At 68.0% G+C, this 17,983-nt stretch carries 20 protein-coding genes; 14 read left to right on the top strand and 6 right to left on the bottom strand.

Features of this window, described 5'->3' with window-relative positions; genetic code table 11:
• Positions 1-283: 283 nt before the first annotated feature.
• Together ACYVLV_RS00670 and ACYVLV_RS00665 are read left to right on the top strand one after the other, a co-directional pair.
• Entirely contained in the window at positions 284-2,521 is a 2,238-nt protein-coding gene (locus ACYVLV_RS00670; RefSeq protein WP_460806852.1) for a polyribonucleotide nucleotidyltransferase, read from the top strand.
• Positions 2,518-3,909 carry a M16 family metallopeptidase gene (locus ACYVLV_RS00665; protein WP_460806851.1) on the top strand — a complete coding sequence of 464 codons (1,392 nt, stop codon included), beginning with the start codon at positions 2,518-2,520 and terminating at the stop codon, positions 3,907-3,909. The genes ACYVLV_RS00670 and ACYVLV_RS00665 overlap by 4 nt, the downstream gene beginning before the upstream one ends.
• A 164-nt stretch (positions 3,910-4,073) precedes the next feature.
• Here ACYVLV_RS00665 and ACYVLV_RS00660 read toward each other — a convergent pair whose 3' ends face one another.
• On the bottom strand, positions 4,074-4,589 hold the full coding sequence (locus tag ACYVLV_RS00660) for a class I SAM-dependent methyltransferase (RefSeq protein ID WP_460806848.1): 516 nt from the start codon (positions 4,587-4,589) through the stop codon (positions 4,074-4,076).
• A 67-nt stretch (positions 4,590-4,656) separates the two neighbouring features.
• Between ACYVLV_RS00660 and dapB the strand changes: the two genes are divergently transcribed.
• Entirely contained in the window at positions 4,657-5,400 is a 744-nt protein-coding gene (gene dapB / locus ACYVLV_RS00655; RefSeq protein WP_460807389.1) for a 4-hydroxy-tetrahydrodipicolinate reductase, read from the top strand.
• Positions 5,401-5,551: 151 nt separating this feature from the next.
• On the top strand, positions 5,552-7,180 hold the full coding sequence (locus tag ACYVLV_RS00650; protein ID WP_460806847.1) for a M4 family metallopeptidase: 1,629 nt from the start codon (positions 5,552-5,554) through the stop codon (positions 7,178-7,180).
• A gap of 64 nt (positions 7,181-7,244) precedes the next feature.
• Here the strand turns inward: ACYVLV_RS00650 and ACYVLV_RS00645 are convergent, their stop codons facing one another.
• Genes ACYVLV_RS00645 through ACYVLV_RS00635 form a run of 3 tightly spaced genes read right to left on the bottom strand, consistent with a single transcriptional unit; the run spans position 7,245 to position 8,838 of the window.
• Entirely contained in the window at positions 7,245-7,544 is a 300-nt protein-coding gene (locus ACYVLV_RS00645; protein ID WP_460806844.1) for an AzlD domain-containing protein, read from the bottom strand.
• Positions 7,541-8,245 carry an AzlC family ABC transporter permease gene (locus ACYVLV_RS00640; protein WP_460806843.1) on the bottom strand — a complete coding sequence of 235 codons (705 nt, stop codon included), beginning with the start codon at positions 8,243-8,245 and terminating at the stop codon, positions 7,541-7,543. Before ACYVLV_RS00640 ends, ACYVLV_RS00645 begins: the two co-directional genes overlap by 4 nt.
• Positions 8,246-8,304: 59 nt before the next feature.
• Positions 8,305-8,838: a GNAT family N-acetyltransferase gene (locus ACYVLV_RS00635; RefSeq protein WP_460806841.1), complete on the bottom strand. Its 534-nt coding sequence runs from the start codon at positions 8,836-8,838 to the stop codon at positions 8,305-8,307.
• Positions 8,839-8,982: 144 nt separating this feature from the next.
• Here ACYVLV_RS00635 and paaA point away from each other — a divergent pair, with 144 nt between their 5' ends.
• From paaA to ACYVLV_RS00605, 6 genes are read left to right on the top strand one after another with little or no spacing between them, the layout of a single operon-like run.
• On the top strand, positions 8,983-9,981 hold the full coding sequence (gene paaA, locus ACYVLV_RS00630) for a 1,2-phenylacetyl-CoA epoxidase subunit PaaA (RefSeq protein WP_460806838.1): 999 nt from the start codon (positions 8,983-8,985) through the stop codon (positions 9,979-9,981).
• Complete coding sequence (paaB, locus tag ACYVLV_RS00625) at positions 9,978-10,286, top strand: 1,2-phenylacetyl-CoA epoxidase subunit PaaB (RefSeq protein ID WP_460806837.1); 309 nt, start codon at positions 9,978-9,980, stop codon at positions 10,284-10,286. Before paaA ends, paaB begins: the two co-directional genes overlap by 4 nt.
• Positions 10,283-11,059: a 1,2-phenylacetyl-CoA epoxidase subunit PaaC gene (gene paaC, locus ACYVLV_RS00620; RefSeq protein ID WP_460806836.1), complete on the top strand. Its 777-nt coding sequence runs from the start codon at positions 10,283-10,285 to the stop codon at positions 11,057-11,059. The genes paaB and paaC overlap by 4 nt, the downstream gene beginning before the upstream one ends.
• A complete protein-coding gene (paaD, locus tag ACYVLV_RS00615) occupies positions 11,056-11,556 on the top strand; it encodes a 1,2-phenylacetyl-CoA epoxidase subunit PaaD (protein WP_460806830.1) in 501 nt (166 codons plus the stop codon). Before paaC ends, paaD begins: the two co-directional genes overlap by 4 nt.
• Entirely contained in the window at positions 11,553-12,647 is a 1,095-nt protein-coding gene (gene paaE / locus ACYVLV_RS00610) for a 1,2-phenylacetyl-CoA epoxidase subunit PaaE (RefSeq protein ID WP_460806829.1), read from the top strand. The genes paaD and paaE overlap by 4 nt, the downstream gene beginning before the upstream one ends.
• Positions 12,648-12,656: 9 nt before the next feature.
• Positions 12,657-13,664 (top strand): aldo/keto reductase family protein, encoded by a 1,008-nt coding sequence (locus ACYVLV_RS00605; protein ID WP_460806828.1) that lies wholly within the window; start codon positions 12,657-12,659, stop codon positions 13,662-13,664.
• Here the strand turns inward: ACYVLV_RS00605 and ACYVLV_RS00600 are convergent.
• Positions 13,657-14,478 carry a hypothetical protein gene (locus ACYVLV_RS00600; protein WP_460806824.1) on the bottom strand — a complete coding sequence of 274 codons (822 nt, stop codon included), beginning with the start codon at positions 14,476-14,478 and terminating at the stop codon, positions 13,657-13,659. The genes ACYVLV_RS00605 and ACYVLV_RS00600 overlap by 8 nt on opposite strands.
• A 20-nt stretch (positions 14,479-14,498) precedes the next feature.
• Positions 14,499-15,158 (bottom strand): DUF3043 domain-containing protein, encoded by a 660-nt coding sequence (locus tag ACYVLV_RS00595; RefSeq protein ID WP_460806823.1) that lies wholly within the window; start codon positions 15,156-15,158, stop codon positions 14,499-14,501.
• A gap of 66 nt (positions 15,159-15,224) precedes the next feature.
• Here ACYVLV_RS00595 and ACYVLV_RS00590 point away from each other — a divergent pair, with 66 nt between their 5' ends.
• From ACYVLV_RS00590 to pspAB, 4 genes are all read left to right on the top strand, one after another.
• Positions 15,225-16,022, top strand: coding sequence for a PspA/IM30 family protein (locus ACYVLV_RS00590; protein ID WP_460806822.1), 798 nt, complete (start codon positions 15,225-15,227; stop codon positions 16,020-16,022).
• On the top strand, positions 16,019-16,297 hold the full coding sequence (gene pspAA, locus ACYVLV_RS00585) for a PspA-associated protein PspAA (protein WP_460806820.1): 279 nt from the start codon (positions 16,019-16,021) through the stop codon (positions 16,295-16,297). Before ACYVLV_RS00590 ends, pspAA begins: the two co-directional genes overlap by 4 nt.
• A gap of 63 nt (positions 16,298-16,360) precedes the next feature.
• Positions 16,361-17,302, top strand: coding sequence for a zinc metalloprotease HtpX (htpX, locus tag ACYVLV_RS00580; RefSeq protein ID WP_460806819.1), 942 nt, complete (start codon positions 16,361-16,363; stop codon positions 17,300-17,302).
• Positions 17,302-17,895: a PspA-associated protein PspAB gene (pspAB, locus tag ACYVLV_RS00575; protein ID WP_460806818.1), complete on the top strand. Its 594-nt coding sequence runs from the start codon at positions 17,302-17,304 to the stop codon at positions 17,893-17,895. Before htpX ends, pspAB begins: the two co-directional genes overlap by 1 nt.
• Positions 17,896-17,983: the final 88 nt, after the last annotated feature.

The raw sequence follows: 17,983 nt of genomic DNA, 5'->3' as shown, positions 1-17,983 counted from the left end.
CGTGGTCCCGGGCCGCTGGATGCCAACCGGCACAGCGACGGGACAGCCCGACGTACAACTGAATAGTTCCACCACTAGAGCTCCATCCATTGAGCAAGTGGTCCGCGCCCCCGTTCGGCCCGGTCCTCGGTAGTGGTTTTCAGATCTCGAGACGCTCACACGAGCCGGAGACCTGCGAACCTCGATCGAAGATCGGCCTTGGCCCTCCCGACAACGTGTCGGACACTCGCAGGGCATGCATGCGGACGTCGCGGATCGCTTGACGCGAACAGAGAGTTACAACGTGACAGAACCCGTCATCTCCGCCGTAGAAACCGTGATCGACAACGGTAAGCACGGCACTCGCACCGTCAAGTTCGAGACCGGGCTCCTCGCCCGCCAGGCCGCCGGTTCGGTGACCGCCTACCTCGACGACGACACCATGCTCCTGTCGGCCACCACGGCCGGCAAGCACCCCAAGGACCACCTCGACTTCTTCCCCCTGACGATCGACGTCGAGGAGCGGATGTACGCCGCGGGCCAGATCCCCGGTTCGTTCTTCCGTAGCGAAGGTCGTCCCGGCGAGGACGCGATCCTCACCTGCCGCCTGATCGACCGCCCGCTGCGCCCGACCTTCAAGAAGGGTCTGCGCAACGAGGTCCAGGTCGTCATCACCGTCATGGCGCTCGACCCCGAGCACCCCTACGACGTGCTCGCGATCAATGCGGCGTCGATCTCCACCCAGCTCTCCGGTCTGCCGTTCTCCGGCCCGGTCGGCGCCACGCGCGTTGCCCTGATCGACGGCCAGTGGGTCGCATTCCCGACCCACAGCCAGCTCGAGACCGCTGTCTTCGACATGGTCGTGGCCGGTCGGGTCACTGACACCGGCGACGTCGCGATCATGATGGTCGAGGCCGAAGCCACCGAGCAGACCTGGACCCTGGTCCAGGACGGCGTGCAGGCCCCCACCGAAGAGGTCGTCGCCGGCGGGCTCGATGCCGCGAAGCCCTTCATCAAGCAGCTGTGTGAGGCCCAGGCCGAGTTGGCCAAGCAGGCCGCCAAGCCGGTCAAGGACTTCCCGGTCTTCCTCGACTTCGAGGACGACGTCTACGCCGCTGTCTCTTCGGCTGCGTCCACCGACACCGCCGCCGCCCTGCAACTCCAGGGCAAGGGCGAGCGCGACGAGAAGCTCGACGCGATCAAGGCATCGGTCCTCGACAGCCTCGGCGCTCAGTTCGAGGGTCGCGAGAAGGAGCTCGGTGCGGCCTTCCGCGCGCTGAGCAAGGAGATCATGCGCGAGCGCGTGCTCCGCGAGAAGATCCGCATGGACGGGCGCGGCCTGGCCGACATCCGCCCGCTGCACTCCGAGGTCGCGGTTATCCCGCGCGTCCACGGTTCGGCGTTGTTCGAGCGCGGCGAGACTCAGATCCTGGGTGTCACCACGCTGAACATGCTGACGCTGGAGCAGAAGCTCGACAGCCTCTCCCCGGAGAAGTCGCGCCGCTACATGCACAAGTACGTCTTCCCGCCGTTCTCCACCGGCGAGACCGGCCGCGTGGGTTCGCCCAAGCGTCGCGAGGTCGGCCACGGTGCGCTCGCGCGCCGCGCCCTGCTTCCGGTGCTGCCGACACGCGAGGAGTTCCCCTACGCGATTCGTCAGCTCTCCGAGGCGATGGGTTCCAACGGATCCACCTCGATGGGTTCGGTCTGCGCCTCGACCATGTCACTGCTCCAGGCCGGTGTCCCGTTGCGGGCGGCTGTCGCCGGTATCGCCATGGGTCTGATCTCCGGTGAGGTCGACGGCAAGACCGAGTACGTCGCGCTGACCGACATCCTCGGAGCCGAGGACGCCATGGGCGACATGGACTTCAAGGTCGCTGGCACCCGTGAGTTCATCACGGCCCTGCAGTTGGACACGAAGCTCGACGGTCTCCCCGCCGAGGTCCTGCGGGCCGCCCTCACCCAGGCCAAGGACGCCCGAGTGGCGATCCTCGACGTAATGGCCGAGGCCATCAACGAGCCCGAGGAGATGTCGCTGCACGCGCCGCGCATCATCACCGTGCGCATCCCCGTGGACAAGATCGGCGAGGTGATCGGGCCCAAGGGCAAGGTCATCAACCAGATCCAGGACGACACCGGCGCCCAGTTGTCGATCGAGGACGACGGCACCATCTACATCGGTGCCACGAACGGCGAGGCGGCGGAAGCTGCCCGTCAGGCCGTCAACGCGATCGCCAACCCGACCATGCCCGAGGTCGGCGAGCGCTACCTCGGCACGATCGTCAAGACGACCAACTTCGGTGCGTTCGTCTCGCTGATGCCGGGCAAGGACGGGCTGCTGCACATCAGCAAGCTGCGCGCCCTGGCCGGTGGCAAGCGAGTCGACGCCGTCGAGGACATCGTCTCGGTCGGCCAGAAGGTCCAGGTCGAGATCGCCGAGGTCGACGACCGCGGCAAGCTGTCGCTGATCCCCGTGGTCGAGGAGAGCAACGACTCTGCCGACGCCGGTGCCGATGCAGAGGCCGGCACCGAGTCCGAGTGACTGAGGTTTCTTCCACGACCCGTTCGGCTTCCAGCGAGATCTCTCGCCGGGGGCCGGGCGGGTCGGCCCCATTTCGGGGGGCGGGCAGGGCGTCGACGCAGACCCTGCTGACCGACGTCGACGGGGCCGGTCAGACCACCTCGCAGGTGCGGCGTACGACCCTGCCCAGTGGGTTGCGCATCGTGACCGAGGAGATGGTCGGCGCCCGCTCCGTGGCGGTCGGCGTGTGGGTCGGGGTCGGCTCGAGTCACGAGCGAGCCAGCCAGCACGGCTGTTCGCACTTCCTGGAGCACCTGCTGTTCAAGGGGACCCGGGGGCGCTCGGCCTTCGACATCTCCATCGCGCTGGACGCCGTGGGCGGCGAGTTCAACGCCTTCACGGCCAAGGAGTACACCTGCTTCCACGCGCGGATCCTCGATGTGGATCTGCCGATGGCCATCGACGTGCTCGGCGACATGATGACCGACTCCCGCATCACCGGCCAGGACGTCGAGGCCGAGCGCGATGTCATCCTCGACGAGATCGCCATGCACGACGACGATCCGGATGACGTGGTGCACAACCTGTTCGCCGCCCAGGCGTGGGGTGCGTCCTCGCCGTTGGGTCGCGGTATCGCTGGAACCGCTGAGTCCATCACCGCGATGTCGGCCGATCAGGTCCGCCGGTTCTATCGGCGGCACTACCGCCCCGACAACATGGTGGTGTCGGTGGCTGGCAGCCTCGACCATGCAAGCGTCGTACGCGCGGTCAAGCAGGCCTTCGCACGCAACGACTTCCTCACCCGCGATCACGGACCTTCGGCGGCTCTCGCGCCACGTCGTACGCCGCCCGCGGTGTTCGCCGGGGAGTCCTCCGCAACCGCGCCCTTCGAGCAGGTCAACCTGGTCCTCGGGATGAAGGGCCTGACGCGAGACGACGATCGCCGTTTCGCGCTCGGCGTCCTGAACACGACCCTCGGAGGTGGCCCCTCCAGTCGCCTGTTCCAAGAGGTCCGGGAGAGGCGCGGGCTGGCCTACTCGGTGTTCTCCTTCGCCATGCACCACATCGACTCCGGACTCGTAGGGGTCTCGGTGGGCTGCCTGCCCGCCAAACGCGACGAGGTGCTCTCGGTGGTCCGCGGGGAACTCGCCAAGGTCGCAGCCGAGGGCATCACGGCCATCGAACTCGAACGCGGCAAGGGTCAACTCCGTGGCGGACTCGTTCTCGGCCTCGAGGACTGCGAGTCACGGATGTCACGGATCGGGAAGTCGACGTTGATCGGCGAGGAACTGCTCGGCATCGACCACGTCCTGTCCCGCATCGACCAGGTCACCCTCGCCGAGGTACGCGACCTGGCCGCGGACCTCTTCGGCCAACCGGAGATCCTGGCCGTCGTCGGCCCCGCCTGAGCGTGAGTCGGCGCAAGTTGACGCTCGTAGGACGGTGAGTCGGCGCAAGTTGACGCTGGTAGGACGGTGAGTCGGCGCTACTTCAAAAAGATGCGCCGACTCGGCGTCCGTCCGGGATCAAGATGCGCCGACTCGGGGTCAAATCAGCGTCAACACGCGCCGACTCAGCGTTTGCCGATGATGCCGACGACCGCCGGGTTCTTGGAGTCCACGACGAACACGCGGAAGCCGCCCTCGGTCAGCGAGGCCGAGGCCTTGCGGATGATGTCGGGAACCTCCTCGGGACGGGTCGCCTCATAGAAGAGGTGAACCGCGCCGCCGGGGAGGACGCGTTCGTGAAGCAGCGCGATCTCCTCGGCACAGTCACGGACCCAGAAGAGGTTGACGTTGAAGGCGAAGACCTTGTGCAGGCGCTTGACCGGCACGCGCAGGGTGGCCAGGTCGATCTGGCGCACGGAGAGGCGGCCGGAGGCGACGTGCTCGGCGCAGCGCCGCTTGGTGCGGTCGACACCGGACTCGGAGCGGTCGATGGCCAGGAGCTTTCCGCTCTCCAGTCGATCGCAGATCAGTTCCGCGCCGGCGCCGGGTCCGCAACCGATCTCCATGACGTGATCGCTCGGCTGGACGTCCATGAAATCCACCGCCCACCGGATCCGCGCAGGGATGTTCTGAAGCGTCATGTGTCCAGACTGCCAGAAGTGTGGGGGGTGTGTTTCACCTAAGGCTAGGTTTGGGCGCGTGATTCAGATCAAAGTGGGTGTCCTGGGGGCTGCGGGCAAGGTCGGGGCGGAGGTATGCCGGGCGGTCGAGGAGGCCTCGGACACCGAACTCGTGGCCCAGATCGACGTCGATGACTCCCTGGAGGCCCTCGTGGAGGCGGGGGCCGAGGTGGTCGTCGACTTCACACACCCCGACGTCGTGATGACCAACCTGGCCTTCTGTATCGAGCACGGCATTCACGCCGTGGTCGGAACCACCGGCTTCGACGATGATCGGGTGGCCGCGTTGAGCGAGTTGCTCGGGTCGAAGCCCGAGGTGGGGGTGCTCATCGCCCCGAACTTCTCCATCGGGGCCATCTTGATGATGCGGTTCGCCGCAGCGGCGGCTCCGTTCTACGAATCGGTGGAGGTGGTGGAGTTGCATCACCCCGACAAGGCCGACGCACCCTCCGGGACAGCACGTCGTACGGCGCACCTCATCGCCGCGGCCCGACGAGAGGCCGGGTCCGCCCCGGTCCCGGACGCCACCACCAGCGAGCTCGTCGGCGCGCGAGGGGCCGACATCGAGGGCGTCCGTGTGCACGCGCTACGGATCCGGGGCATGGTCGCCCACCAGGAGGTCATCCTCGGGGGCGTGGGGGAGACCCTCACGATCCGTCACGACTCCTTCGACCGGACGTCCTTCACCCCGGGTGTGCTGACCGGCGTGCGCCAGATCGCGTCCCGTCCTGGCCTGATGGTGGGACTGGAGTCGTTCCTCGACCTCGACTGACCCAGCGAGACCGCGGGGCGCCGAACTTTTGCAGGTTTCTGCGTTGCAGAGTTCTGCACGTCCGCAGGTCTAGCCCGCCGGGCGTTTGCTTGACACTCTCGATCGCACGACGCCCGCTCGGGGACGTCTGTTCACGAGAGGTCATCACCACATGCGCATCTCCACCAGTCTTGCGGCCGTAGCCGCCCTCGCCGTCACGGTGCTGGGAGCCCCATCGGGCCCAGCGACGGGGGCACCTTCAGGCCCAGCAGCCGACGACGGAGATCTCGCATCGGCCGCGATCAGCTCCCTGCGCGGGTCCGCCAAGCAACTCAACGGGATCGCCGCGAAGGGCCCGTACGTCGACTTCGTGGTCGCCGACGTGATCCGCGACGCCGACGGCGGGTCACACGTCCGCATGGATCGCACCGTAGGAGGACTCCGGGTCCTCGGCGGTGACGTGGTGGTGCACCAGGACTCGTCCGAGAAGATGGAGGGCGCCAGCCAGAGCCTCGAGGCCCCGCTCGGTCTGTCCCTGAGCCCCGAACTCGGTGCACCTGCTGCGACCGCCGCCGCACTGCGTCCGGCCAAGGCGACGCGTGGCATCAAGAATCTGCGAGCCGGCGGGGCCGCTCCCGAACTGGTCGTGGACGCCCTCGGCGCCGACCCGCGACTGGCCTTCGAGGTCATGACCCGCGGACGTCAGGCGGACGGCACCCCCAGCCGGCTCCTCACCTATGTCGACGCCCGGACGGGCAAGGTGTTGCGTCGTGAGGAGCAGATCCAGACCGCGGACGGGGAGGGCCGGTCGCTTTACAGCGGCACGGTGCCGCTCTCGGTCACCCAGAGCGGAAACACCTTCACGCTGCGCGACGTCGCGCACGGCAACGCAGCCACCTCGGATATGAACAACAAGCAGGACTCCTTCTTCTGCACCGTGTTCGGATCCGGCTGCACCAACGGCACCGTGTTCTCCAGCCCCGACTCGAGCTTCGGGAACGGGTCGACCAGCAGCCGGGAGTCGGCCGGTGTCGACGCCCACTACGGCGGCGCCACGACCTTCGACTACTTCAAGTCCGTGCACGGCCGCAACGGCATCTTCGGAACCGGTGCCGGCGCCCCCAGCCGCGTTCACTACGGCAGCAACTATGTCAACGCGTTCTGGGACGGCAAGAAGATGACCTACGGCGACGGGGACGGCACCAGCTTCGGTCCGTTGGTGTCGCTCGACGTCGCGGGCCACGAGATGAGTCACGGGGTGACCGAGAACACGGCCGGTTTGGTCTACTCGGGCGAGTCGGGAGGTCTCAACGAGGCCACCTCCGACATCTTCGGCACCATGGTGGAGTTCTACGCCGCCAACCCCTCCGACCCGGCGGACTACCTGATCGGTGAGGAGTTCGACCTCGCCAACGGCCGTGGCTTCCGCCGGATGGACAACCCGATCGCGGACGGGAGTTCGCCCAACTGTTACTCGTCGAACACCAAGAACCTCGACGTCCACTACTCCTCGGGAGTGGGGAACCACTTCTTCTACCTGCTGGCTGAGGGTTCGGGCGCCAAGACCATCGGCGGCACCGCCCACAACTCCCCGACCTGCAACGGCTCGACGGTCACCGGGATCGGACGCTCCGCGGCCCAGCGGATCTGGTTCCGGGCGCTGGACGTCTACATGACCTCGGGGACGACGTACGCCCAGGCGCGTACCGCCACCCTGAACGCCGCCACCGACCTGTTCGGCGCCTCGAGCGCTCAGCGGTCCGCCGTGGCGGCTGCGTGGAGTGCCGTCAGCGTCAACTGATCCCCCCCCCTGCTTGATCCGAAGGGTCCGTTCCGAGGGGGACGGGCCCTTCGGTGCGTTCGGGTCAGAGAAGCCGCAGGAGGGCAGCCGCGGCAGCGGAGCCGAAGACGACCACGAGGAAGGGTGCCCTCAAGACCAGGAGGAGCGCGGCCACCCCGAGGGCGAAGGCTCGAGCGTCGAGGCTCAGAGAGGAGCCGGTGCTGAAGACCTGGACCGAGATCAGGGCCGCCAGCAGGGCGACCGGGATCAGGTCCGTCACCCGGGCGACCAGGGGCCGGGCCAGTACCCGGGCCGGCACGGACAGCCCGGCCAACTTCAAGAGGTAGCACCCGACTCCGGCCAGCATGATCGCCGCCCAGGTCACGAGGGCACCGACGGGGGAGTGCGGCGCAGGAGCCCGACGAGGAGTGCGACCCCACCGGCGGCCAGGACGGGCACCCCGGCCGCGGTCAGGGGTACGGCGCCCAGGGCGACCGCGACGGCCAACAGGGCGACCATCCGGTGGTCCCAGGAGGAGAGCCGAGGCCACAGCAGGGCCAAGAACGCGGCTCCGACCGCGGCATCGAGTCCGTAGGTGCGCGGGTCACCCATCGCCGTACCGGCCAGCGCCCCGACCAGGGTCATCAGGTTCCACAGGACGAAGACCACCGAGCCGGTCACGGTAAAGCCGAGGCGGGCTGCGGGGATGCTGGTCCGAGTCACGCCCATCGCCGTGGACTCGTCGATGAGGAGATGGGCGGCCCCCAGGCGGCGGGGCCCCCGCCAGGCCAGCAGCGGGGCCATCCGGAGTCCGTACAACGTGTTGCGCGTGCCCAGCAACAGTGCGGCGGCCGCCCCCGAGAACGGATTGCCGCCACTGGCGATGACCCCGACCAGGGCGAACTGTGAGGCCCCGGTGAACATCAGCAGGGACAACACGCAGGTCTGGGCCACGGTGAGGCCCGAGGCGACGGACACGGCACCGAAGGAGACGCCGTACAGGCCGGTGGCGATCCCCACGCCGAGACTGTCGCGCACGATCGCGGCGCGTTCGGCACGGTCGAGTCGGCCGAGTCGGTCGCTCACGGGGTCACCACGTTGTCACTGGGTCGTCACCGGGTCTCCATCAGATCCAGGCGCGTCGATCAGGAGAGATCGGTGTGCAGACGGACCTGCTTGACCAGAGTGCTGCCGGTGCCGTCGAGGTCGAGCTCACGGTGTGCGGTGTCGGGAGCCCAACCAGCCGTGCTGAGGAAGCCGCGCAGAGCGTCGTCGGTCGCGATCGTCCACGTCACCGCGCGCTGGAAGCGGTCGGCCTGCATGGTCTCGGCGGTCGCCTGCAGCAGTCGTGAGCCATGACCCTTGCCGCGCTCGTCGCTCAACACCGTCAGCTCGCTCAACTCGGCGTCGACCATCGGGTCGCAATCGGGATCCGAGGCGGGAGCGGTGATCGCGAAGCCGACCACCCGATTGCGCTCCAAGGCCACCATCACGCGCATCCGGGCATCCGGGGGACGGGTCAGGGACTGGTGCCAGGCGGCCGCAGCACCTTGAACATCGTCGGGAATCGAGGCGCGCGGGAGAAGATCGGCGTACGCCTCCTGCCAGGTGCCCAACTGCAGGGCGGCGATCGCTGCGGCATCGTCGGCCCAGGCCACGCGTACGGAGACATCACTCATGCCTCCACCCTCTCAAGGGCGGTAGCCCACGCCAGGCTCAGGGTCGGCGCAGCGCCCGGCTCGCAGACCGACCCCTCGAGCATGATGTTACGAAATCTCGCAACGATGCGATGAAACTGTCATGAACGGGTGTACGTTGGGGGTATGTACGGCAACGACTTCGGCACCCCGGACCAACCCATCGACCTGCCCACGGACCGGGCAGCCGACGGGGACGATTCGTTCGTTCAGTTCATCCGGGACGAGGGACAGGTCGAGCCGCGCGACGAGATGCCGGACGCCTATCGGCGCACCCTGATCCGTCAGATGGCCCAGCACGCCCACTCGGAGATCATCGGCATGCAGCCGGAGGGCAACTGGATCTCCCGGGCGCCCAGTCTGCGCCGCAAGGCCATCTTGATGGCCAAGGTGCAGGACGAGGCCGGACACGGTCTGTACCTCTACGCCGCCGCCGAGACTCTCGGCGCCGACCGTGCCGATCTCCTCGACGCCCTGCACAGCGGGCGGCAGAAGTACTCCTCCATCTTCAACTACCCGACCCTGACCTGGGCCGACGTCGGGGCCATCGGCTGGCTCGTGGACGGTGCCGCGATCGTGAACCAGGTGCCGCTGTGTCGCTGCTCCTACGGGCCCTACGCCCGAGCCATGGTCCGGGTCTGCAAGGAGGAGTCGTTCCACCAGCGCCAGGGATTCGAGATCCTGCACACCCTCAGCACCGGCACAACGGCTCAACACGCCATGGCCCAGGACGCGGTGGATCGCTACTGGTGGCCCTCGCTGATGATGTTCGGCCCACCCGACGACGACTCACCCAACACCGCCCGGTCGATGGCCTGGGGGATCAAACGCCACACCAACGACGAACTGCGCCAACGCTTCGTCGACATGACCGTGCCGCAGGCCGAGGCACTCGGGTTGACCCTGCCGGATCCGGCGATCGCCTGGAACGACGACCGAGGCCATTACGACTTCGGGCCCGTCGACTTCACCGAGCTGTTCGACGTCATCGCCGGACGGGGCCCGTGCAACACCGAACGCATGGCCCACCGGGTCTCCGCCCACGAGGACGGCGCCTGGGTGCGGGAGGCAGCGACGGCGTACGCCGAGAAACAGGCCGAGCGAGCCCGGGCGGTGGTGGCATGACCGGCGGGGAGAACCAGGCCGACCGGGGTGCGTGGCCCCTGTGGGAGGTCTTCGTCCGATCGCGGCGAGGGGTCTCGCACGTCCACGTGGGATCCCTGCACGCCCCAGACGCGACCATGGCGCTGCACAACGCCCGCGATCTCTACACCCGACGCTCCGAGGGGGTGTCGCTCTGGGTGGTGCCGTCCGGGCAGATCATCGCCTCCAGCCCGGGGGAGAAGGACTCCTTCTTCGATCCGGCGGGCGACAAGATCTACCGGCACCCGACGTTCTACGACGTCCCCGAGGGGGTGGATCACCTGTGACGGCCACCCAACCCGAGACCCAGGACGCGCTGGTCGACTACGTGCTCTGTCTGGCTGATGACGCTCTGTTCTCCGCCCAACTGCTGGGTCAGTGGATCAGCCGAGCACCTGAGCTCGAGGAGGACGTGGCGTTGGCCAACATCGCTCTGGACCAACTCGGCCAGGCCCGCCTCCTGCTGGCGCACGCCGGGGAGCTCGAGGGGGAGGGCCGGGACGAGGACGCCCTCGCCTACGGCCGCGACGACCGGGACTTTCGCAACGTGTGGTTGGTCGAACGGCCGCAGACCGACTTCGCCGTCACCATGGCCCGGCTGCTGATCTTCTCCACCTACCAGTGCGGCCTGTACTCCGCTCTGGCTCACAGCCGTGACGACCAGCTGGCGGGCGTGGGGGCCAAGGCGATCAAGGAAGTGACCTATCACCTGGACCATGCGGCGAACTGGGTGATCCGCCTCGGTGACGGGACCACTGATTCCCACCGCAGGATGCAGGCCGCCCTCGATGCGGAGTGGCCCTTCCTCGAGGAACTGTTCGAGGTCCTGCCCTCCTGGCATCACCCGCTGGTGGAAGACGGCGTGGCCATCGACCCGGTCGGACTGCGGGAGGCGGCGATGTCGCGGTTGGCCCGAGTGATCGACGAGGCGACGTTGAATGAGCCCGACGTCGTCTCCTCCGTGGGCGGTGGGCGCCGTGGGCTGCACACCGAGCACCTGGGGATGGTGCTGGCTCCGATGCAGCACCTGGCCCGATCCCACCCGGGAGCGTCGTGGTGAGCGCCGTCATGAGTGCCTGGGAGGTCGCCGCCAGCGTGCTGGATCCCGAACTCCCGGTGGTCACCATCGCCGAGCTCGGGATCCTGCGTGACGTGGCCACCGACGACCGGGGCCGGGTGCACGTCCAGATCACGCCGACCTACTCAGGGTGTCCCGCGATGGAAACGATCCGCACCGACCTGATCGAGGCATTGACCACCGAGGGTTTCGGCCAGGTCGAGGTCGAGTTCGTCCTCGCCCCGGCCTGGACCACCGACCACGTGACCGACGAGGGCCGGGCCAAGCTCGCGGCGTACGGCGTGGCGCCACCGCACCGCGCCACCGAGGCGGCCGGCGGGCGTGACGAGGGTCCGGTTCCGTTGACCCTGTCGGTGCGCTGCCCGCAGTGTGGGAGCCTCGACACCGGCGAATCGAGCCGCTTCGGGTCCACGGCGTGCAAAGCCCTGTGGGTGTGCCGCTCCTGCCGAGAGCCCTTCGACTACTTCAAGCCACTATGAGCGCCCCGACGACGGCGCAGGCGAGCCCAGCGCTCGGAACGGGCGGATTCCACTCCGTCGCGGTCAGTGCTGTGGAGCAGTTGACCGAGGACGCGGTGGCGATCACCTTCGACGTGGCTGAGGAGTTGGCCGGGGCCTTCGCGTTCCGTGCCGGGCAACATCTGACGATCCTGGGCGATGACGGGGTACGCCGCTCCTACTCCTTGTGTGACGCACCCGAGAGTGGGAAACACCGGATCGGCGTACGCCGTCTGCCCGGCGGCGCCTTCTCCGAGGGAGTTGTCGCAGGGCTCGCCGTCGGGGACACCCTGGAGGTGATGGCTCCGGCGGGGAGGTTCAGTCCGCAGGCGACGGCACCTGACGCAGCGACCGGTCGCCGATGCGTCGCGATCGCCGCCGGCTCGGGGATCACCCCCGTTCGCGCCATCGTGGAGTCGCTCCTGGTGGCGGAGGCCGATGCTTCGGTGACCCTGATCTACGCGAACCGAACCCAGCGCAGTGTCATGTTCCTCGACGAACTCCACGATCTGAAGGACCGGTTCCCCGAGCGGTTCCAGATCCTGCACGTCCTCTCGCGTGAGCAGCAGCAGGCCGAACTGCTGTCCGGTCGACTCGACGAGACCCGGCTGAAGGCGATCCTGGCGGCGTTCGTCGATGTCGAGAATGTCGACGAGTGGTTCCTGTGCGGGCCCCAGGAGATGGTGCTCGAACACCGAACGGTGATCCAGCAGTCGGGGTCCACCGGCAAGATCCACCTGGAACTCTTCCACGCCGACCCCGTGGCTCGACGTACCACCGCTCCGACCCCTGCAGGGGGGTCGACCGTGACGATTCGGTTGGGCGGCCGGGACTCCACCTTCGACCTCGCCGACGATTCGTCCGTACTCGAGGCGGCCTCGGCGGTGCGTCCCGACGTACCTTTCGCCTGCAAGGGCGGGGTGTGCGGCACGTGCCGGGCCCGCGTGATCGAGGGCAGCGTCACCATGGACGCCAACTGGGCACTCGAGCCGGACGAGATCGAGGCGGGCTACGTGCTGACCTGCCAGTCACACCCCACCTCACCGAGCGTGCTCGTCGACTACGACGGCTAGGCTCGAATCATGGAAATCCGCAATCTCGGAGCGAGCGGCCTGAAGATCTCGGCCATCGCCTACGGCAACTGGCTCACCCACGGATCACAGGTCGAGGAGGACGCCGCGCTCGCATGCGTGCACCAGGCACTGGAGGAGGGGATCACGACCTTCGACACCGCCGACGTGTACGCCAACACCGTGGCGGAGACGGTGCTGGGCAAGGCCCTGAAGAGCCAGCGTCGCGAGAGCCTGGAAATCTTCACGAAGGTCTTCTTCCCGACCGGCCCGGGCGGTCACAACGACCACGGGCTGTCCCGCAAACACATCATGGAGTCCATCAACGGGTCCCTGACCCGGCTGGGCACCGATCACGTCGATCTCTACCAGGCTCACCGCTACGACCACGACACCCCGCTGGAGGAGACGATGCGGGCGTTCGCTGACGTCGTCCGGGCCGGGAAAGCGTTGTACATCGGGGTCTCCGAGTGGCGGGCCGAGGAGATCCGGGCCGGGCAGGAACTGGCCAGGGAAATGGGGTTCTCGCTGATCTCGAACCAGCCGCAGTACAACATGCTGTGGCGGGTGATCGAGTCCGAGATCGTCCCCACCTGCGAGGAACTGGGCCTGGGTCAGATCGTCTGGTCGCCCATCGCGCAGGGCGTGCTCACCGGCAAGTACCACCCCGGCCAGCAGCCCCCCGAGGGATCGCGGGCCACCGACAGCAAGGGCGGATCCGACATGATCTCGCGCTGGATGAAGGACGAGACCCTCGAACGGGTCGCCCGCCTCGCTCCGGTTGCCGAGGACGCGGGTCTGACGATGTCTCAACTGGCGGTTGCCTGGACGCTGCAGAACAGCAACGTCTCGGCCGCCATCATCGGGGCCAGCCGCCCCGAGCAGGTGACCGAGAACGTCAAGGCCGCCGGGGTGTCCCTGTCCGAATCGACCCTCGCGGCGATCGAGGAGATCCTCGGCGACGTCGCCGAGCGGGACCCGGCCAAGACACAGTCCCCGCCGCGCTCCAACTTCAACTGACCGGTCTCGGCGGCCCCGTCTGACTGAGCGCCTGAACCCCGCCGAGCGCCAGCAGCACCCCCACCACCGCGGCCAGAGCTCCCTGGGCGGGAAGGGTGTCCCCGAGGATCGAGACACCGACGACGGCCGGAACGAGGGTCTGCAGCACGATCAACGATCCGGTCGCCGGTGCGACGTCGTCGGAGTGCATCGACAGGGAGTAGAGCCAGAACGCGATCAGGCCGTACGCCGGGACGCACGCGGCCGCCAGGAGCACCGGTGCGCTGAACTCCGTGGTGATCCCGCGGACGGCGATCGCAGACCCGGCGTACCCCAGCCCGGCCAGCCCCCCGAGAACGGACCCGGCCCAGGCGGTGCCCGCACGCCCGAGCAGGCCGAGGGCCAGGACTCCGAGAGCCAGCAAGCCCGCGAACCCCCATCCGATGACCGTGTCCCCGGGTTCCCCGGAGGTCAGCGCGAGCAACGCCAACCCTGCGGTGATGGCCACCACCGCGCTCAACCGGCGACGACCCGAGGTGTGGTCGAGGTTGCGTGAGAGCCACGCGGTGATCGGGAAGGAGAGCGCGATGCTGGCCTGGGCCACGTAGAGCGGGAGCAACAGGATCGCCACGGCATGCAGCACGAAACCGGCCAGATAGGCCCCGACGACCAGCATCGTCACCGGATCGGTCACCGAGGTGCGCCAGAAGGCCGCTACCCGGCGGGGACGATCGCCCTGACGCCGGACGGCGCGGGCCTGCACGACCGCGGCGACCCCGAACAGCACGGCTGCCAGAAGCCCCGCGATCAGCCCCGCGAAGCCGCTAGCGGTCATTGCGGCTGGTCACCGGCTGGTCACCGGTAGCGGTCCGGGAGTTCCTCGCCGATCTTGACCTTCGCCTTGGGCATCCGCATGAACTTCATCTGGATCGCCCGGCTGACCGAGTAGTACGTCACACCCTTGGTGGACTCCTCGGGGAAGCGAGTCGCGATCTCGGCCCTCAGCCGTCGACGCAAGATGAAGATGTCGAAGGCACCCACAGCCAACATGGCGAACAGGACGGTGTTCCCGACGCCCGCCAGGGTGGAGCTTCCGGAGTAGCCCAGGATCATGGTCAGGATCAACAGCGGGATCATCAGCTCCAAGATGGAGAAGCGGCTGTCGATGTAGTCCCGGATGAAGCGCCGCATCGGCCCCTTGTCGCGAGGGAGGAGGTAGCGCTCGTCACCCTCCTTCATCCCCTTGCGGACCGTTTGCATGGACTCGCTCTTCACGCCACGGGCCTGCGCCTTCTGCGCCTTCGCGATCTCTCTGCGGGTCCGGGGCACCTTGGCGCGTGCCTTCGCGGCCGCCTCGGCCTCCCGACGGGTGGGAGTGGGTCGACCCTTGCCGCCGGCCTTGGTGGTGCCGGCCTGGGGGTCGGGTGAGTTGGCCTCGGCCTTGGTACGACGGAACAAGAGATGCGCCTTCTCGGGTTGCGGGGTTGCGGGACGGTGTTTGGGGACGGGCCCCACATTACGCAGCCTACTCACCCTCCCGGGCCCTCGCGCTGCCTTGCCGCCGGGCATAGGGTGGATCGCATGAGCCTCATGAAGCGCATCGGTCTCGTCTTCCGGTCGAAGGCCAACAGCGCCCTCGACCGCGCCGAAGACCCTCGCGAGACCCTCGACTACAGCTACCAACGTCAATTGGACCTGCTGTCCAAGGTGCGCCGCGGCGTCGCCGACGTCGCCACGTCGCGCAAACGCGTCGAACTGCAGGTGACCCAACTCGAGCAGCAGTCAGCCAAGCTCCAGGCCCAGGCGGAGAAGGCCATCACCATGGACCGGGAGGATCTGGCCCGGGAGGCACTGACCCGGAAGTCGGCCCTGAACGGCCAGATCTCCGATCTGCAGGCACAGCACGCACAACTCCAGGGTGAGGAGGAGAAGCTCACCCTGGCCCAGCAGCGGTTGCAGGCCAAGGTCGAGTCGTTCCGCACGCGCAAGGAGACCATCAAGGCGACCTACACCGCCGCGGAGGCCCAGACCCGCATCAACGAAGCGATGTCGGGCATCGGCGAGGAGATGGGCGACATCGGCATGGCCATGCAGCGGGCCGAGGACAAGACGGCCAACATGCAGGCCCGGGCCGGTGCCATCGACGAGTTGATCGCCTCCGGCGCCCTGGACGACGCCTCGTCCTCGAACCGCGGCGACGACATCTCCCGCGAACTCGAGGCGATGAGTTCCGAGTCCGACGTCGAGGCTGAGTTGCGCCGGATGAAGGGTGTCGGATCGGCGCCCACCCGCGAGGCCCTCGAAGCAGGGGAGGGGACGACCGAACCCCTCGCCTATGAGCCGGGCCAGGCCGAGACCGAGGGGGAGCAGCCGCGATGATCGTTCGTATCCTCGGCGAGGGCCAGTACGACGTGGCCGACGCCGCTCTGGACCGACTCAACACCCTGGACTCCGCCGTCGAGGCGGCCGTGGAGGCGAACGACGAGACCTCGTTCGCCGCGGCGCTCACCGAGTTGCTGGAGGGTGTTCGCACCGTGGGTGTGGCCCACCCGTTGGACAGTTTGGATGAGTCCGACCTGATCCTGCCGCCGTCCGACGCCACGTTGGACGAGGTGCGAGAGCTCCTGCAGGACGACGGCCTGATCCCCGGCTGATCAGCTTTCACCCCCTCGGCCAGCCCCACGCGCAGCCCTTGGGCGATGCAGGAGACTAGTGACATGGCACAGACACGATTCCTCCCCGACCGGGGCCTGACGGCCCGGATGACTCTCGTGATGTTCCTGCTTGGCGGACTGTTCGTGGTGCTCATCGCCGGACTGATGGCCGTTGCAGGCAGCAGCGGGTACGGCGCCCTGATTCCTCTGATCGGGATCGCCGGGATCGGTGTGGCCGTCTACCAGTGGTACACCTCGGACAAGGTGGCCATGAAGGCCATGCGGGCCCGTGAGGTCACCCCGGAGGAGGCCCCTGAACTGCACGGGATGATCGACCGGCTCTGTGCGCTGGCGGACATGCCCAAGCCCAGGGTCGGCGTGTCCGACTCCCGGATCCCCAACGCCTTCGCGACCGGCCGGTCCCCGGAGCGGTCCGTGGTCTGCGTGACCACCGGAATCCTGCAGACCCTCACCGTCGAGGAACTCGAAGGGGTTCTGGCCCACGAACTCTCCCACGTCGCGCACCGCGACGTGCTGGTGATGACAGTCGCCTCCTCGGCCGGCATCCTCGCCGGGATGCTCACCTCCGGCGCCCGGTTCGGCGCCTACGGCAGCATGATGGGCGGTGGACGACGCAACAACAGCAACAACAACGGGTTGCCCCTGTGGCTGGTCGTGCTGGTCATCAGCGTGGTCGTGTACGCCGTCAGCTTCGTCCTCCTCAAGCTCCTGTCCCGCTACCGCGAACTCGCCGCGGACCGAGCCGGCGCGCACCTGACGATGAAGCCCGAGGCGCTGGCCTCGGCCCTGCAGAAGATCACCGGGGAGATGAACGCCATCCCCAGTGAGGACCTGCGTGCCTCCCAGGCGATGAACGCCTTCTTCATCGCCCCCGCCATCAAGGGCCTGTCGATGAAGACGCTGACCTCGACCCACCCGCCGTTGGAACAGCGCCTGGAGCAACTGGCCAAGATCTCCGCCGAGCTCGGCCGTCCCGCAACCTGATGGGACTTTGGGATGTGATCGCCGGCCGGAGCCGGCAGAAGGCACCGAACCTCGACTCGCTGTTCCTGGTGCCGAGCGCGGCCATCACCCTGCAGACGACCCTCGGGTTGCACGCGACCGGGGACGGATCAGTCTGCTACCGCGGTTCGGCAGGGGCCGGCTTTGCCTCGACCCAGCGCGACGCCGTCGAACTACTTCGCGCCGACCACGAGGCACCCGAGGTTCGTGTGAGCACCGACGGCTATGGGTTCTCCTGGCTGGAGATCGACCGCGAGCCCGGAGCTGACGTGGCCGGACTGTGCACAGGACTGCACGGGGTCAACACCGGTCTGGAGGCCGCCGGCTTCGGCGCCTCGCTGCTGTGCACGGTGATCACCTTCGAGGGTGAGGGTCGGCGCGCCGGCCTGGTCTACCTCTACAAGCAGGGCACGTTCTACGCCTACTGCCCCGTGGGGGAGCCCGGCGACGCGAAGCGTGAGCAGCGCCGAGACAACCTGCTGGAGATCCAGATCCGCGATGCCCTCGCCGCGGAGCTGCCGATGGAGACCCAGATGAGTCGATGGCTGGCCCTCTGGGGAGCTCCCGGCCTGTAGCAGCAGGACACCCTCTCGGGGCCGACCGCATCGGTCTAGCCCCCTGACGGTTTGAGCGTGCCCATAGGTTGAGACTCACGGCAGTTCG

This window comes from Nocardioides salsibiostraticola, from assembly GCF_054783655.1.
The sequence above is the reverse complement of the archived record's forward strand: the minus strand, read 5'-3'. Positions and strand labels throughout refer to the sequence as shown.

Bases quoted from the DNA above. Each gene is read 5' to 3' on its own strand.
- ACYVLV_RS00660 (WP_460806848.1), bottom strand. From the start codon at position 4,589: ATGACGCTTCAGAACATCCCTGCGCGGATCCGGTGGGCGGTGGATTTC.
- ACYVLV_RS00650 (WP_460806847.1), top strand. From the start codon at position 5,552: ATGCGCATCTCCACCAGTCTTGCGGCCGTAGCCGCCCTCGCCGTCACG.
- ACYVLV_RS00635 (WP_460806841.1), bottom strand. From the start codon at position 8,838: ATGAGTGATGTCTCCGTACGCGTGGCCTGGGCCGACGATGCCGCAGCG.
- paaA (WP_460806838.1), top strand. From the start codon at position 8,983: ATGTACGGCAACGACTTCGGCACCCCGGACCAACCCATCGACCTGCCC.
- paaB (WP_460806837.1), top strand. From the start codon at position 9,978: ATGACCGGCGGGGAGAACCAGGCCGACCGGGGTGCGTGGCCCCTGTGG.
- paaE (WP_460806829.1), top strand. From the start codon at position 11,553: ATGAGCGCCCCGACGACGGCGCAGGCGAGCCCAGCGCTCGGAACGGGC.
- ACYVLV_RS00605 (WP_460806828.1), top strand. From the start codon at position 12,657: ATGGAAATCCGCAATCTCGGAGCGAGCGGCCTGAAGATCTCGGCCATC.
- ACYVLV_RS00600 (WP_460806824.1), bottom strand. From the start codon at position 14,478: ATGACCGCTAGCGGCTTCGCGGGGCTGATCGCGGGGCTTCTGGCAGCC.
- ACYVLV_RS00590 (WP_460806822.1), top strand. From the start codon at position 15,225: ATGAGCCTCATGAAGCGCATCGGTCTCGTCTTCCGGTCGAAGGCCAAC.
- pspAA (WP_460806820.1), top strand. From the start codon at position 16,019: ATGATCGTTCGTATCCTCGGCGAGGGCCAGTACGACGTGGCCGACGCC.
- htpX (WP_460806819.1), top strand. From the start codon at position 16,361: ATGGCACAGACACGATTCCTCCCCGACCGGGGCCTGACGGCCCGGATG.
- pspAB (WP_460806818.1), top strand. From the start codon at position 17,302: ATGGGACTTTGGGATGTGATCGCCGGCCGGAGCCGGCAGAAGGCACCG.